The following is a 15,537-nucleotide window of genomic DNA, read 5'->3' on the forward strand; positions in this document are numbered from 1 at the left end:
AGGATCTATCGAATAATTGTTGACAGCCCATACTGCCATGCGCCTAATAGCTAATAACAATAAAAAGGCAATTATCAATTAGTAAAATCGCTATAAAACCTGGGTAATGTTCTCAATTTACATACTGACATATAACGAAGAGCTAGATATTGCTGCTTGTATCGAATCGGCGATGCTATCGGATGACATCATTGTTGTAGATTCATGCAGTAGCGATCGCACTGTGGAAATCGCTAGTTGCTATCCCATCCGGGTCATTCAACACGCTTTTGAAAGCCACGGACGTCAACGCACCTGGATGTTAGAGTCTATCCCCCCAAAGCACGAATGGGTTTACATTCTCGAAGCTGATGAGCGCATGACACCAGAGCTTTTCGCGGAATGCGAAAAGGTAAGTCAGAATCCAGACTACATCGGTTACTACGTAGCTGAACGTGTCATGTTCATGAATCGTTGGATTCGCTACAGTACACAGTATCCCCGTTACCAAATGCGCCTCTTCCGCTACGGTAAAGTGTGGTTTACAGACTATGGTCATACTGAACGGGAAGTTTGTGAGGGTGCAACTAGCTTTTTAAAAGAAACATACCCTCATTACACTTGTAGCAAAGGCTTGAGCCGTTGGATTGAAAAACATAACCGTTATTCTACAGACGAAGCTCAAGAAACATTGTATCAACTAGAACAAGGAGAGGTAAACTGGCAAGATTTATTTTTTGGCAAATCGGAAATCGAAAAACGCCGTGCCCTAAAAGATTTGTCTTTGCGTTTACCCGCCAGACCGTTGCTACGCTTTGTATATATGTATTTTATCTTAGGCGGATGTTTAGATGGAGGCGCTGGACTAGCTTGGTGTACATTACAGGCATTCTACGAATACCTGATTTTGCTCAAAGTTTGGGAAATGAAGTATTTACCAAAACCTAATTTAGAGGCAACAGCAATTCTGGCACAAGAGAGTACACAACAAGTGCAGTGCGCGGATTCTGAAACTACACAGGCTGATGCGGTGTAAAGAAGATTGGAGATTACAAAGCAGGACTTACGCATTGAAAACCTGAAACCTAGATCCCTCATAACGCACGCCACTTGACGCCAGTCTGCTCAAGTCGAGCCAGCCGCGGCAGTTCCTCCGCTAAAGGACTGGCGTGGGACCGCCGCCCACGCAGCTGGCTCTCCTTAAAAACAGAAAACCTTAAGAGCTAACTTTTATAAGGGGGTTGGAGGATCTCCTCTGTGTAAATTTTAGAAGGATTAAGCACTGCAATTTAAAGCAGCGATCGCCTACGGTAAGCGGGTACGCGATCGCAAAATCAGAATTTAGAAGTAGGAGCCTATCTGTGCGCTCCTATCGCGTGTTTCACCTAAACGAGAACCACCATAATAAATTAATATTTTTAACAGAATATTTTTATAAAAGCCACTCCGGCTCAAATGTGACTGACCAGATAAAATAATTCCTCAGCTTACCTAGTGATCCTTTCACAATCATGAGCAGCTTTTGATTGAGCGCGGTAGATTAGTAATACTTAAGGACTAAAAATAAATTATCCAAAATTATTTGTACATTTGTAGAGGCACAAGGCCTTGTGCCCCTGCGATGGGATGTTTTTTTAACTGGAAGTCCCTAATATGCTGGTATGGATACCAATAAAAAAAGTTCCTCTAGCTTAAAACAGGAGAATCGGGGCTTGGTAATCGATCGCCTAAAACAGGACTTAAAAAACGACCTGATTGCTGGTTTGTTGGTAGTAATTCCACTAGCAACCACTATCTGGCTGACAATTACCATTGCTACTTGGGTAATCAACTTCCTCATCCAAATTCCCAAGCAGCTGAATCCCTTTGATGGCTTAAACCCAATTTTAGTAAATTTACTGAATTTATTAGTAGGATTGGCTGTACCCCTACTGAGTATCTTATTGATGGGCTTGATGGCTCGCAATATTGCTGGACGGTGGTTGCTAGATTTTGGTGAGCGGTTATTACAGGCAATTCCTTTAGCGGGACAGGTATATAAAACCCTGAAGCAGCTTTTAGAAACAATACTCAAAGATTCCAATGGCAAGTTTCGCCGAGTAATTTTGATAGAGTATCCCCGCCGAGGAATTTGGGCGATCGCCTTTGTTACTAGTGCAATCAGCAGTGATATCCAAGCCCAGATGTCTCGCCCCGTGCTAAGTGTTTTTATCCCCACCACCCCGAATCCGACTACCGGATGGTACGCAGTCGTTCCTGAAGACGAGGTGGTGAACCTCTCCATGTCGATTGAAGACGCCTTTAAAATAGTTATATCAGGTGGCATTGTCGCCCCCAATACGTCCTTGGTTTTCCCCAATGAGTCCACACTGGAAGTCAAACACGACCAAATCAAGCAGCAGGTTATTCCTGTTGAAGAAACTTAAAATCAATCTGGCAAAGTCACAAGCAAATGCCTAATGTTGTTGGACTGTGCCAAAATTGATAGGCTTGTAAGTTTGTCCTGCCTAGTTCATCAGTTCTCGCACAATCACGTCTCATTTTTATGCAACCTCGTAAACCCCAGCAAATTGCTCGTGAATTAGCGCTTTTAAGCCTTAGCCAATTGCCAGTTAACCCAAAGAAATTAGATAAATTGGCAGACGATCAACTAGTATCCAAGTTAGTGCTAGGAGCAGTACGCACCCTGACCTCAGAAGTGCAAGATACCCTTGATAATGCCGCAGGTGAACTGCAACGCAGTAATGATCGCATCTTAAGTAGCCAAACTCGGGCCTCCGACCTCAATAGTGCTAGAACAATGCTTCAAGAGGCGATCGCCTGCACGCAGACAGCAATTAATCAGTTGGGTACAGCAGTTGATTTCCCAGAATTGATTCAGTTAGCTAATCAGGATAAGGGAGTCCGGAATTACGCTAAAGAGCTTGTGATTACCGTCAATGAAAATCGACACATTATAGATGAACTCCTTTCTAGTGCCTTAGTAGATTGGCAAGTAACTCGCCTCGCCCAAATTGACCGGGATATCCTACAAATCGCTGTGGCAGAAATGAAGTTCTTAGCAGTTCCAGATAGTATTGCCATCAACGAAGCTGTGGAGCTAGCCAAACGCTACAGTGGAGACGACGGTCATCGGTTTATTAACGGTGTTTTGCGCCGAGTTACTGAGCAGAAAAAAACAGCATAGTACCGCTACGTAATTCGTAATTCCTATACTGTTGTAGAGAAAAGTCTGTAGCCGCAGAAGCGGCTTCCTCTAAGATCCTCCCTAAAGCCCTTCTCAAGACAGGAGATGCTCTTGCGTTCGGGCATCCTACGGCAGGCGCTAGCCTCTGACAATGTGAGAAGGGGAGACGCTGCACGAACGGAAGGAATCCTCTGTTGTACCGATTCTCCTCAAACTGGCGTTGAAAGGTGAGGATAACCCGGAAGTTTTCACCCCAAGAAAAAGTGCAAAGTTAAATTAAACTCATAACTTATAACTTATAACTCATATAACTAATACTGCTGCAATGGTTTTTAATTGGTTCCGTCGTCAATATAACGATTCCTCTAACACTCCCTCTGATCAGAAACAGGAAGAAACTCCTGCTGTACAAGAACCCCAACCAGAGCCAGCCGAAACGTCAACACCAACTGCTGAAACTGCACTAGACACAACGGCAGATTTGTTGGCGTTTGCTAAAGCTGCTTACAAAAATATTCAGCAAAAACAACAAACTGAGGTAGTAGAAACCTCACCTGATTCAGCACAACCTGAAACCGCAGAAACGGCAATTGCGGAAATCACTGAACCAGAAACAACTGAGGAACCTGTTAGTACAACTGTAGACACTACACAGCCAGAAGTTATCCAAGCAGCTACTGAGGAAGAAAGTACAGAAGATTTTTCAGTAGCAGCAATTCCTGAAGAGCCAGATGTCAAATGCCCAGGAATAAAGGCAAGTGAAGTTGAACCAACGCCCATCGAACCACTAGCTACGCCAGAGGCAACACAGCCAACAGCACCAGCTACCTTATCCTTCTTAGAACGCGCGGCGGCAGAACGGCAAGCCAAACTGGAACAACTAATAGCCACCGCCATTGAAATCTCAGAACCGGAGGTAGTACAGCCAGTAGCTGCAACCTCAGAGACAAAAGAGGAAATTCCTGGACTGGTGTTTGATGATGGGTTTGTCTGGTCAGCGAAAGTCCTAGCAGCTCAAGGTAGAAGTCCAGAAGACGTTTCTATTGAAGAAATTACCTGGCTAAAAAAGCTCCGGCAAGGCTTAGACAAAACTCGTCGTAGCATCCTCAACCAACTAAAGGCGATCGTTGGTCAAGGACCGCTAAACCTTGCTGCCGTGACAGAAATTGAGGCATTGCTTCTGCAAGCTGATGTGGGTGTCGAGGCGACAGATTTTATTATCAATGCCCTACAGAAAAAACTTCGAGAAGAAGTTACCGCACCTGAAGAAGCGATCGCTTACCTGAAAAAAATCCTCCGGGATATGCTGGATGCACCGAGCAAAACATCTCAGAAAACTACCTTTACCCTAGAAAAAGAAACCTTAAATATTTGGTTAATCACTGGAGTAAATGGTGCCGGTAAAACCACTACCATCGGCAAAATTGCCCACCTGGGACAAAAATCTGGTTATAAATGCTTGATTGGGGCAGCAGACACCTTCCGCGCTGCCGCCGTGGAACAGGTCAAGGTTTGGGGTAGTAGAAGTGGTGTAGAAGTAATTGCTAATCCTGGGAAAAATACAGATCCGGCAGCAGTTGTATTTGATGCGATCGCTGCCGCCCAAGCGCGTCAAACAGAATTACTTTTGGTAGATACAGCTGGGCGATTGCAAAACAAGAAAAATTTAATGGACGAACTCAGCAAAATCCGGCGAATTATCGCCAAAAAAGCCCCAAATGCCAAAGTAGAATCTCTATTGGTTTTAGATGCTACTTTAGGTCAAAATGGACTGCGGCAAGCTGAAGTTTTCTCCCAAGCTGCCCAATTAAGTGGCGTTGTCTTAACCAAACTGGACGGCACCGCTAAAGGTGGTGTTGCCCTTGCCGTTGTGCAGCAGCTAGGTTTACCCATTCGCTTTATTGGTGCTGGCGAAGGAATTGAAGACCTGCGCCCCTTTTCTAGCTATGAGTTTGTCGAAGCTCTCTTGAGTGGCTAGTTGAAAAATTTATGGTTAAAAATTTTTCTTGACAAACTGATAAATTTAGGGATGACTGATCTGGTATTATCACTTGAACTAATTAGAAACAAAATACTGGAAACAGCTCAAGTCCTAAAATCATGAGTTTGTCACAATAGATGGGTGACTTTTGCTACAATTTCAAGCTACTGCCCTTTTTTCATGCCCTGAATGGGCTTTTTAAATGTAGCAGCGGGCATTTATTTGCGACACATAAAAGCCCGTAATATTTGCATGTTGCAGCAATTTAAAGGGCAGTCGAGACGCTTACCCCCACAAATACAACTATTGTGGGATGGACAGCAGTGTGAGCGATGAGTAGTGCGTTGGAGAGCCAGCGCGGGTGAGTCCAGCACTGAGGGAGGGTTTTCCTCCGCAAGTGACTGGTATTGGCTATGGCGACTTAAAGCAACCGCATTAGCGAGTCGAAACAGGTGCATGCTGCACGTAACTTACTTAAGAGTAGGAGTACGAGTGTCAGCTGTTTGCCCAGCGCTGACCTCAGGAAAAGTACGGCTTCCGACCATCAGAACTTCGGAGAATCGTCCACTGTGGACTCAAAAAGCGAATTGGTGTAAGTAAGCTGGTTCAACACTCCCAGGTACATTCTCAGATATTATTTGCGAAAGTATCCACAAATATTTTTTGTAGTAAATCGAGAGGTTTAAACTCTGATAGTTAAATGACAACACTCTTTCTAGCTTTTGACTTAAAGTTTTTGGAGGAGATTTTTATAGATTTAGTGTCATCTCTTGTATTCATATCTTACACTTACCAAATGACTCCCACCTAAAATCAATTACAGGCTAATGCTTTAAGTCTGTTACCGCTGACTCGAAAGATTAAGTTATCTCACTTTTATCCCGTTTCAATGGGTTTAATTTTTGTTGTAAAACGATAAATTGAAAGTTAAAAAGCTCAATATTGGCGATTATTCCGGCAATTATGGGATACAAATTTTGAAGACTTATTTACATATTTTCAGGTTTGGGAATGACTGTAAGTCTGTTTTTCCCAAACCAAGCTCGATTTTAGCGCTTATAAAGGTTTTCACTAAAAAGACTTTTAGTCTCCTAGTTGTCTGTGCCCAAATAGTGACTCTGAAAACGTTATAAATTATTCTTTGAATAAAGTATTTTTATTACTTTAGAGATATGCTTTGGGAATTAAGTTATGAAAAAATGAAAAACTTTCTTAATTCTCACCAAACTAGTAATTTTTACGGGTTGGGTTTTGACTAAAAATACATGATTTTAAATTATTAATTTTCCATCAAAAATCTAATAAGCAAATAAAATACTCATAAAAGTTGCCTGTTACGTCTTTATACTCTTGCTAAAGTGACAAGTCTTGTCTAAATATGGTTTAGCAATGCCAAAGCCAAAAGATTTATAAGTAATCTAAAATCTGCCAATATAAAGTGCAATAGTACCTGTGCCTGTGTCTCAACTGCCCTCTCAACCCACTGACAACAATAGTAGTACCGCGACGGATGTCACACCAGTCGTGGCACTCAAAGAACTCGTGGCAAGGTTGCACCGGGAACAGAACAAAATTCAAGATTTGCTAAGTTCTTTAGGATTTGCCCTGAGAAGTTTCAATAATTTGAATCAGTTTTTGGAACTGATCCCGCTGATGGCAACAAGAGTTACAGATGCAGATGGTAGCGCCCTGTTTCTCTACAAACCTAATGGTCAAGTCAGGTTAGAGCAGTTACATTGGCAAGATAGTCGCCAGCGAAAGAATATCCGCAAAGCGCTAGAAATAGCCAGTAGTCAAATCACGCTTATACCCAATACTACCCCTCTAGCAAATGCGACGGGGATAATGGAAGACCAGATGCATCGCTATTTGGGGCCAGATGTACAAATCTTTGGTACAGCGATTCTGGTGAAGCATACAGAACGGGGATGGCTCTATGTCTTGAGCCGCGATCCAGAATATAGTTGGACAGAAACTAGGCAAAAGTTAGTTAGGTTAGTAGCAGACCAAACAGCAGTAGCGATCGAAAACGATGAACTAGCTGTAGAACTAAGAAAAAAAGAACGCCTAGACCAAGAATTAGAAATTGGCGCAGAAATTCAACGGCGACTTCTGCCACGTCAATGCCCCATAATCCCTGGTGCTGTCCTGGCGGCACGTTGTAAACCTGCCAATCGCGTTGGCGGAGACTACTACGACTTTATTGCTACCAATCACAATAAGATTCAGCCCAAGACCAAAGGCAGCACGGAAACTAGTCGCTGGGGTTTGGTTATTGGAGATGTTATGGGCAAAGGTGTCCCCGCTGGGCTGATTATGACGATGATGCGGGGAATGCTACGGGGAGAAGTGCTACATGGTAATTCCCCAGCAAGAATTCTGCAAAACTTAAATAGAGTTATGTATGCAGATTTGGACAATTCCCAGCGTTTTGTAACGCTATTTTACTCAGAATATAATCCCCATACCCGAATTTTATCTTATAGTAATGCGGCACATAATCCTCCCTTGTGGTGGCACGCAGCCACGAAAACTGTCAGCCGTCTAGATACTTTAGGAATGTTAATCGGTTTGGATGCTAACAGCCAATATGAAGATGCCCAGGCACAGTTGGAGCCTGGGGATACAATTATTTACTATACAGATGGCTTGACCGATGCCGCTGCCGCTGGTGGCGATCGCTTCGATGAAGACAACTTTGTCACTGGCTTCAATACGGCTTGCAAGTACTGCAACGGCCCACAGGAGATTGTAGATTACCTATTTGACCAAGTTCAGCAATTCATTGGTGCTGATAAGCAAAACACTGATGATATGACACTAGTTGTTCTGCAAATTTTATAGTCATTTACCCATAATAAAACTATCCCACGCGCACTAGGGCGCACCCTGACGCCACTTGCTTCTCCCTACAGCCCTTTTCAAGACAGGAGACCTCTTGCGTTCGGGCATCTTACGGCAGGCGCTAGCCTCTGACAATGTGAGAAGGGCATTGCCCCGCCCAACGCAGTGGCTACTCTTGCCACCCCCACCAAATCTATGATTTGGTAGCCAACTTTCGTAGTTGCGTGTCTGAATCCCTCACTGATAGCCAGCGGTAGCAAGTCCCTTGGCGTCTTGATTCTGATTCCTAGATTCTAAATAGGTAAATTCTTCTTCAATTATTTTTTCTTTGACTTTCTGTAGTGATCGCCCAAATGGCCCCACATCAACCTTTTTTAGTGAATCGTTTGTGTCTAGCCTTTAGAATAATACATAAAAAATGATCCTTAGAATACTTTTTTGTTCAAGTAAAAACTATATATTTTGCACATCTAGCACAGTAGGAAACGCCGAGGGGGAGACCAGGTAAAAGGTAAAATGTACAAGGTAAAAAGTAAAAGGTAAATTTACTTCTTCATTTTTGCTTTCTTTCTATCCTTGTGACGCAAGCATTTGGCCTGCTCCGTTTTGGCGTTTTTATTATTCCTTTCTCCGCCGTAGCAAGTTCACAACAGCAACGACGGAGTTTTGCTTTGTTTATTTCTCAGGTCTAGACTTGTTTGTTTTCAAGTTCCTTGGTATTTAAGTTAATAACCTTCATTTAATAATTTGTCAAGATATTTATAAAAATATTTTAAATTCAGAATTCAGATGGCTATTCTTGCGCCCCAGCTTTTTGTAGACTCCACACCACATTCTTATAACCATTAAATTCTGCAATCATCAAAGCAGTATAACCACCACTGTTTTTCAAATTCACATCTGCCCCAGCTTGGAGTAATACCTGCACGATTTCGTCATAACCTGCTGAGGCAGCCCACATCAAAGATGTTGCCCTTGCTGAGTCTTGAAAATTCACATCTGCCCCCTTTGCCAACAGCAAATGTATAATCTCTGTATGCTTGCCTTCGGTTGCCTTGATCAAAGCAGTTTTGCCATCATCTCCCGGTGTCTTGGCATCAGCACCATAGTCTAGCAACACTTTCACTGTTTGGGTGTGTCCTTGTGATCCAGCCAACGTCAAAGGTAGTTCACCAAGATTTTTATCATTAATATCTCCCCCAGAACGCAGCAGTGCCTCGACAATTTGGCTATGTCCCTGCAATGCTGCTACAAGCAGTGGTGTATCACCCAGGTGGTTCCTAATTTGGGCATCTGCACCCCTGTTAAGTAACACTTGTACGACATCAATGTAGCCTTCCACAACGGCAAGGTGTAGGGCGGTTTCACCATCTTGATCTTGGAGATTAATCTCGGCACCTCGATCTAATAAAGCTGCTGCTACCGCACTGTGTCCCGCTGCTGCTGCTGCCGATAGGGCAATTCCACCATTAGCGTTTTTCACCTTCACATCAGCCCCTGCTGCTAACAGTGCTTCCACAATCTCCAGATGTCCTAAGTCTGCTGTTAATGTTAAGAGTGTCTCACCCTCCTCATCTCGGATATTGACATCGGCACCAGTTTGGAGAATTGCTTCTATAACTTCTATTTGTCCCTGCTTAACGGCGAGTTTCAAGGCAGTATCATCATCTTTATCTGTGATATTCACCTTTGCACCAGCAGCCAACAAGACTCGCACTATATCTACATGGCCTTTGAGTACTGCTGCCATTAAAGCTGTGCTGCCATCTTCATTAGTGGCATTTACATCAGCACCTTTGGATAGTAAAAGCTGCACAATGTCAAACTGTTTAGCACTAGCTGCCAACATCAAAGCTGTCAAACCATAGAGTTTTCTTTTCAAGTTGATATTTGCCTTAGCATACAGCAGCGATCGCACAATTTCGGTGTAGCCTAAATTGGCAGCAAACATTAACGCCGTCGTGCCTTGGCGATCGCACGTGTCCACTAAGGCACCAGCACCTAGTAGCGCACATAGCCTCTTAATATCACCACTTTTAGCAGCTTTCAGCAGCAAAGTATCGTTGTTTTCAGTCATGGATGAGATCCCACACAGGGGGTTTTGTTCGTCTACCCTTAACAATTCAGTCTGAGATTGTTTATCCACTTTGGCAAGAGGGCGAAGCAAAATAGTAGGGGAGATGGGAGAACAGAATTTTTCTTATTCTCTTTTACTCTGTGCAGCTTTAACCACAGAAACTAGAGTTATGCTAATTTTTATGAAGATTTAATAATTAGGCGAGAACACGATGAGTCTGCAACTTACTCCATCAATTAAATATTGGCTGAACTTCATTCATCCGGTGCTCATGTGGGCACTATTAGCACTCTCAATTTATGCTGCCTACTTGGGGCTGCAAGTACAGCATACCAGAAATGCTAAAGGGGAAGAAAAGAAAGAACTGATTAAAGGTAGATATAACGTCAGACACTACCAAATCGGGTCTATACTCCTAGCTTTGATGGTGGCGGGTGCGATCGCTGCAATGGCTGTCACTTATATCAATAATGGTAAGTTATTTTTCGGATCTCACCTACTAGCAGGGCTGGGTATGATGAGTTTGATTGCATTTTCTGCTGCTTTGTCTCCTTATATGCAGAAAGGGGCAAATTGGGCGCGTGCAACTCATATTTTGTTGAATTCTATCCTTTTGGGACTTTTTGCTTGGCAGGCTGTTACTGGCGTGCAAATTGTCCAAAGAATTCTGACTCAAGCATAGATTAAGTAGTAGTTTGTCATTTGTCACTAATTTTTGACAAATGACAAAAAATAAATGTTGAATCACTGCTTTTGCTTAGAATTAGCAGCAAAGGGTATTTCCAAAAATTTATGAAAATCTTCCTGAACTTTGCGAGTTAAGCCGCGGGAGACTTGGCGGACGATTTGGTTAAGTAAGCGATCGCCTGTAGATTGAATTATAGACTTGGGTAATCGCTGAATAAACCTGGGAAAGTGCAAATCAACCATTAAATCCAATTCCCATTCAACTCTGGTAACCTCACCGATGTTAGTGGAAGCATCGTTTTCTATTAATTGTAGAGATGCCCGATAGTCTACGTCATAACCAGGCGGTTGGTAGTCAGGAATGGGGATTGTACGGATGCGGTAAATACTTTCGTGTGGGGGCAACAATTCCAAACCAATTTTCGGTTCTACTTCATAACCAAAAGCACCAAAACGACCAATTACTAAAGCATAGCCATTTTTCCCAAGTGATTCCACCTTCATGGGTTCAGCGCAACGACAAAACCATGAGGCATGAGCATTGAGATACTCAGCAACCTTCTCTACTGGGGCAGGCATTTCCATAAAATCTTGATAATGACCGGAAAATTTTGTGAGCGTCGCTACATTTGCTTCTGTTAATGTGTCCTCGGCTTCTTGTTGGCTGGACGCTACAGGTAAAACTGTTTCTGTTATTTCCCAGGATTTATATTCGCCTTTTGTTGAAAGCATAAATGCATTACTGTATATTTTAGCGTTGATCTATATTAATAATTCCCCATGCGCCTGGGTCATTTCGCATTCAGATCCTATTTTGACCGAAACCTCATTAATCTGCCATTACCTCCATAGAATTACTAAAATAAAGAACTGAACAAGCACACAATAGTTTCCCAGGATAGCATTTCTCATGAAAGCATTTGTAGCAGGGGCAACGGGTGAAACAGGTCGTCGGATTGTGCAAGAATTAATAGCGCGGAATATTCCCGTCCGAGCCTTGGTGCGGGATGTAGAGAAAGCCAGGGGTATTCTGTCTCCTGAAGTCGAATTAGTGGTAGGCGACGTGTTACAACCAGAAAGTCTGACTGCTGGGTTGGGAGATAGCACAGTTCTGTTGGTTGCTACTGGGGCAAAACCTAGCTTTGATCCCACTGGGCCCTATAAGGTAGATTTTGAAGGGAGTAAAAATTTAGTAGATGCTGCTAAGGTAAAGGGAATTGAGCATTTTGTCTTCGTTTCTTCGTTGTGTACTTCCCAGCTTTTCCATCCGCTAAACTTGTTTTGGCTGATTTTGGTGTGGAAAAAACAAGCTGAAGAGTATATCCAGAAAAGTGGTCTTACTTATACGATTGTGCGACCTGGTGGGTTGAAGAATGAAGATAACCTCGACGCGATTGTGATGCAGAGCGTTGATACACTGTTCGACGGTAGCATCCCCAGGCAAAAAGTCGCCCAAGTTGCAGTTGAGGCACTGTTTGAAGCAGATGCACGCAATAAAATTGTCGAAATTGTTGCCAAACCTGAAGCAGCCTCAAAAAGCTTTAAGGAGCTATTTCAACAGTGCTGATATTCGATTGGATTCTATTTCCCAAAATGATCGGCTCACATCTTCATGGAAAAGCGATGTCTACGACGGGTGTAGCTGCGGCACTTTGTCAAGTAGCTGACCTCATCTAAATCGACCGCCCTTGATTCCACTCCCGAAAGCGATCGCTCGATTCCACACCCAAAACGTAGGAGTTTAGCATTGCTAAACCCCTACTTATTCACGATAGACGAGCGATCGCTCCAGCGCAGGTATTGCTCTTTCTGCTTAATCAGCAAAAAGCGATCACCTTAAGTTTCAGCCTCATCATCAATAATAACTCGTGTGATTTTGAGGGGGATGATTTTATTGGCTCAGTTTTTTGCCATAAGTTAAAAAAGCGTGTATAAAGCAGGTTTTTCTACGCTAATACTCATAAATTGGCGAAGGTATAGCGTTTCTCGTTCACGTGAAATACATCCGTAGGGGCACGGCACTGCCGTGTCCTTACACTTAGCGATCTAATATTGTACCGCATGTGAATGGAAACCGCTAGATTATTGGTGGCAAATAATATTAATGTTGAGTTGGGTTTTGCTTCGTTGCACCTAACCTACAATAAATTGCGATTCCACTGCCTTTGTCACAATATCAAAATATACGAGTTCGTTATCCCAATTAAGAAGAAAATTTTCGGTGATTAGGATGATCTTTAATTATAAGTTATATTTTCGATATATCTCTTTTTCAAGTTTTAGCTTTTCTTCATTTATCCGTATTCTAAAATCTTCTTCACCATATTCATCTGAAAAAGTTGATATAAACCCAACTCATAACATTCTGCAATCACAGATATCATGCTTGCAAGAGTTTTATAAACTCTTAATGGATTATCAATAAAAATATAATCGACAAGATAAATTTGAGATGGATCGAAATCGCCAATTACATATAGAATTCTTTTATTCTCGAATCAGGCAATAGGAAACCATTTTTTATATTTATCATAATTGATTGTTCAAGTTGCCATAAATCATGATAATTTTAAATTTAGTCCTGCAAAGGATAGAATGAAATAGATGAATAATTTAGAAATTGTTCTGAAAATAAGAATTCGACCAGTGGATAATAATTGTTATCGGCTATTCCATTTCGCCATTGATAAAGTTCATAGATTTTATCAGATAATTGGAATGGCAAATCCTTGAGAATCTGATCAATTGATGAGTCAAGCCCGGATTGTAGCAGTCAACATCAAGGTTGGTAGATTGTAACCAACCCCAAATATAATCGAGTTCATCTGTGAGTTCAGACATATAATCCACCTAATTTAATCGTTATATAATCGTCAAATTCCTCAATAAGTTTTGATATATTTCTTTTTTATGTTCAACTTTTTTTCATTTATCTGTATTATCATTGCATCTTCTGCTTCATACTCATAGGGCATGAGTTGATATAGTTCTAATTTACAGCACTCAGGAATAACGGATACCATGTAACTAACAATCAGGTGTGAACTTTACTGGAATAAGTTCGTCGATGATTTTTGTTAGCAAAGAGAGCGAATTTGAAGGAGTCGGACTCTGAAAGGCTTTGAATTCAAAGGTGTTGAAAAACTTATTGGGCCAATAGCTGCGCTTCTTGGCTTTGTGTATTTGTTGCAATGGTATATTGGAGACTTGCGATCGCCTTCTGATCCCATCTTTGCAGTTAAACAGCCGCCTTTGGTCATGAAACAGGGCGATCCGTATATCCGCGCTTTAATGCGAACCATCTCAGCGAGTGAAGCCAGCGGCAATCGTCCCTATTCGCTGTTGTATGGTGGACAACAAGTCAACGACCTTAGCCGACATCCTGAAATATGCGTCACAATTGTCACAGGCCCTAACACAGGTAATTGTTCTACGGCTGCTGGCAGATATCAAATTATCAACATTACTTGGTATCGTTTAGCCCCCCGTTATCACCCAAAGCCGATGCAGATGATGTTTTGGACTACTTATAGTTTTGAAGCAGAATATCAAGATATAGTAGTTTACCGTTGGTTAAGTGATTCTAAAGTTTGGGGAACTGATATTTCTCAACTGTTGCGTCAGGGAAAGTTAAATGATGTTTTGCGGCGACTTTCTCCCACTTGGACAAGTCTAGGATATGGTATAGAAACTAATTTTGTTAGTAGCTCTTTGCCTAAGATTTATCAGAAAATGTTGCAAGAGGAATTAACCATAGCTAATCAACGAACAGCCCCGAAATTGACACCATCTCCAACTCCTTTTAGCAAGGCAGTAAAGAAACAGTCAAGTTATCCTAATTTTTAACTTGCTGCTGATAAAAAATATTTGATATTTTCTACAAATGCCAAGGTATTTTCAAAGTGAATATTATGTCCAGCATTACTAATTATTTTTAGCTGGGCAATTTCACATAGTTTAGCCATTTCTGTATTAATAGATATAAATTTTTCATCATATTCACCGACTAGCAAAAGCATAGATATTTTATTATCTTGTAGCTTTTCCCATAAAGATGGTTGGCAGCCAGTCCCCATAAAGCACAGTGATTTATCTAATTTATGTGGATTGTTCTGCAACCGACTTTCTACCATGCGATCATATTCTGGATGATTTTTTAGATTACCAAAAATCGTCTGATTATACCAATTTGATAGAAAAGCAACAAAATCGATTATAGCAACACTTCTTGCTAATTTTCTACCTATTTGTGTATCAAGTTTAATGCGTTCTAATCGTTCTACTTCTGCTGATAAACCTGGGGAAGCTGACTCTAGTATAACTTTTAAGAAACGTTCGGGAAAATGTAGGGTGAGGTATAAAGCCAATCTTCCACCCATTGAATAACCAACTAAGAAACATTTGGCAATCTTTAACTCATCCAGCAAGTTGATTAAGGCATGGGCAGTGTTTGTCATTGTATAGTAATCATCCCCACCCATAACTTGAGTTTTTCCGTGTCCAGGAAGGTCAATTGTTAAATAGGAAAATTCATCTAATAGTAATTTTATAGTTTCATCAAATTCATCAATGTTACCCAGAAAGCCATGTAAAAAAAGAATTAGTGGTTTATCTAAAGTGCCAATTAAAGAATAATGAAATTGATAATTTTTGAGAATCATATTTTAGGAAGTTGGGCATAAATTATGTTAGCGCGATCGCTCATCTCCAGTATAAATTAAATGTGATCGCACACCGGATTATTTTATGGCTTATGCACAAGGTTCCTAGTAAGCGCTTACT

At 41.7% G+C, this 15,537-nt stretch carries 11 protein-coding genes; 8 read left to right on the top strand and 3 right to left on the bottom strand.

Annotation, left to right across the window (positions count from 1 at the left end):
• The first annotated feature begins 106 nt into the window (after positions 1-106).
• From V7K21_RS00485 to V7K21_RS00505, 5 genes are all read left to right on the top strand, one after another.
• Positions 107-1,015, top strand: coding sequence for a glycosyltransferase family 2 protein (locus V7K21_RS00485; RefSeq protein ID WP_335170880.1), 909 nt, complete (start codon positions 107-109; stop codon positions 1,013-1,015).
• A 625-nt stretch (positions 1,016-1,640) separates the two neighbouring features.
• Positions 1,641-2,405, top strand: a complete 765-nt coding sequence (locus V7K21_RS00490; protein ID WP_335170881.1) for a DUF502 domain-containing protein — start codon at positions 1,641-1,643, stop codon at positions 2,403-2,405.
• A 119-nt stretch (positions 2,406-2,524) separates the two neighbouring features.
• Complete coding sequence (nusB, locus tag V7K21_RS00495; RefSeq protein WP_335170882.1) at positions 2,525-3,166, top strand: transcription antitermination factor NusB; 642 nt, start codon at positions 2,525-2,527, stop codon at positions 3,164-3,166.
• 325 nt (positions 3,167-3,491) lie between these two features.
• A complete protein-coding gene (gene ftsY / locus V7K21_RS00500) occupies positions 3,492-5,144 on the top strand; it encodes a signal recognition particle-docking protein FtsY (protein ID WP_335170883.1) in 1,653 nt (550 codons plus the stop codon).
• Between the two features lie 1,455 nt (positions 5,145-6,599).
• The gene (locus V7K21_RS00505) at positions 6,600-7,991 is read left to right on the top strand and encodes a PP2C family protein-serine/threonine phosphatase (protein WP_335170884.1); all 1,392 of its coding nucleotides are present in this window, start codon (positions 6,600-6,602) and stop codon (positions 7,989-7,991) included.
• Positions 7,992-8,784: 793 nt separating this feature from the next.
• Here V7K21_RS00505 and V7K21_RS00510 read toward each other — a convergent pair.
• Positions 8,785-10,068: an ankyrin repeat domain-containing protein gene (locus V7K21_RS00510; RefSeq protein WP_335170885.1), complete on the bottom strand. Its 1,284-nt coding sequence runs from the start codon at positions 10,066-10,068 to the stop codon at positions 8,785-8,787.
• A 211-nt stretch (positions 10,069-10,279) separates the two neighbouring features.
• Here V7K21_RS00510 and V7K21_RS00515 point away from each other — a divergent pair, with 211 nt between their 5' ends.
• Positions 10,280-10,750 carry a DUF4079 domain-containing protein gene (locus tag V7K21_RS00515; protein WP_273766424.1) on the top strand — a complete coding sequence of 157 codons (471 nt, stop codon included), beginning with the start codon at positions 10,280-10,282 and terminating at the stop codon, positions 10,748-10,750.
• A gap of 62 nt (positions 10,751-10,812) precedes the next feature.
• Here V7K21_RS00515 and V7K21_RS00520 read toward each other — a convergent pair whose 3' ends face one another.
• On the bottom strand, positions 10,813-11,487 hold the full coding sequence (locus V7K21_RS00520; RefSeq protein WP_335170886.1) for a DUF1997 domain-containing protein: 675 nt from the start codon (positions 11,485-11,487) through the stop codon (positions 10,813-10,815).
• A 178-nt stretch (positions 11,488-11,665) separates the two neighbouring features.
• Between V7K21_RS00520 and V7K21_RS00525 the strand changes: the two genes are divergently transcribed.
• A complete protein-coding gene (locus tag V7K21_RS00525) occupies positions 11,666-12,322 on the top strand; it encodes an NAD(P)H-binding protein (RefSeq protein ID WP_335170887.1) in 657 nt (218 codons plus the stop codon).
• Between the two features lie 1,610 nt (positions 12,323-13,932).
• Entirely contained in the window at positions 13,933-14,601 is a 669-nt protein-coding gene (locus V7K21_RS00530) for a glycoside hydrolase family 24 protein (RefSeq protein WP_335170888.1), read from the top strand.
• Here the strand turns inward: V7K21_RS00530 and menH are convergent.
• A complete protein-coding gene (gene menH / locus V7K21_RS00535) occupies positions 14,598-15,416 on the bottom strand; it encodes a 2-succinyl-6-hydroxy-2,4-cyclohexadiene-1-carboxylate synthase (RefSeq protein ID WP_335170889.1) in 819 nt (272 codons plus the stop codon). The genes V7K21_RS00530 and menH overlap by 4 nt on opposite strands.
• Positions 15,417-15,537 lie beyond the last annotated feature (121 nt).

It is taken from the genome of Nostoc sp., assembly GCF_036919595.1.
Lineage (GTDB): Bacteria > Cyanobacteriota > Cyanobacteriia > Cyanobacteriales > Nostocaceae > Nostoc.

Bases quoted from the DNA above. Each gene is read 5' to 3' on its own strand.
- V7K21_RS00485 (WP_335170880.1), top strand. From the start codon at position 107: ATGTTCTCAATTTACATACTGACATATAACGAAGAGCTAGATATTGCT.
- V7K21_RS00490 (WP_335170881.1), top strand. From the start codon at position 1,641: ATGGATACCAATAAAAAAAGTTCCTCTAGCTTAAAACAGGAGAATCGG.
- nusB (WP_335170882.1), top strand. From the start codon at position 2,525: ATGCAACCTCGTAAACCCCAGCAAATTGCTCGTGAATTAGCGCTTTTA.
- ftsY (WP_335170883.1), top strand. From the start codon at position 3,492: ATGGTTTTTAATTGGTTCCGTCGTCAATATAACGATTCCTCTAACACT.
- V7K21_RS00510 (WP_335170885.1), bottom strand. From the start codon at position 10,068: ATGACTGAAAACAACGATACTTTGCTGCTGAAAGCTGCTAAAAGTGGT.
- V7K21_RS00515 (WP_273766424.1), top strand. From the start codon at position 10,280: ATGAGTCTGCAACTTACTCCATCAATTAAATATTGGCTGAACTTCATT.
- V7K21_RS00520 (WP_335170886.1), bottom strand. From the start codon at position 11,487: ATGCTTTCAACAAAAGGCGAATATAAATCCTGGGAAATAACAGAAACA.
- V7K21_RS00525 (WP_335170887.1), top strand. From the start codon at position 11,666: ATGAAAGCATTTGTAGCAGGGGCAACGGGTGAAACAGGTCGTCGGATT.
- menH (WP_335170889.1), bottom strand. From the start codon at position 15,416: ATGATTCTCAAAAATTATCAATTTCATTATTCTTTAATTGGCACTTTA.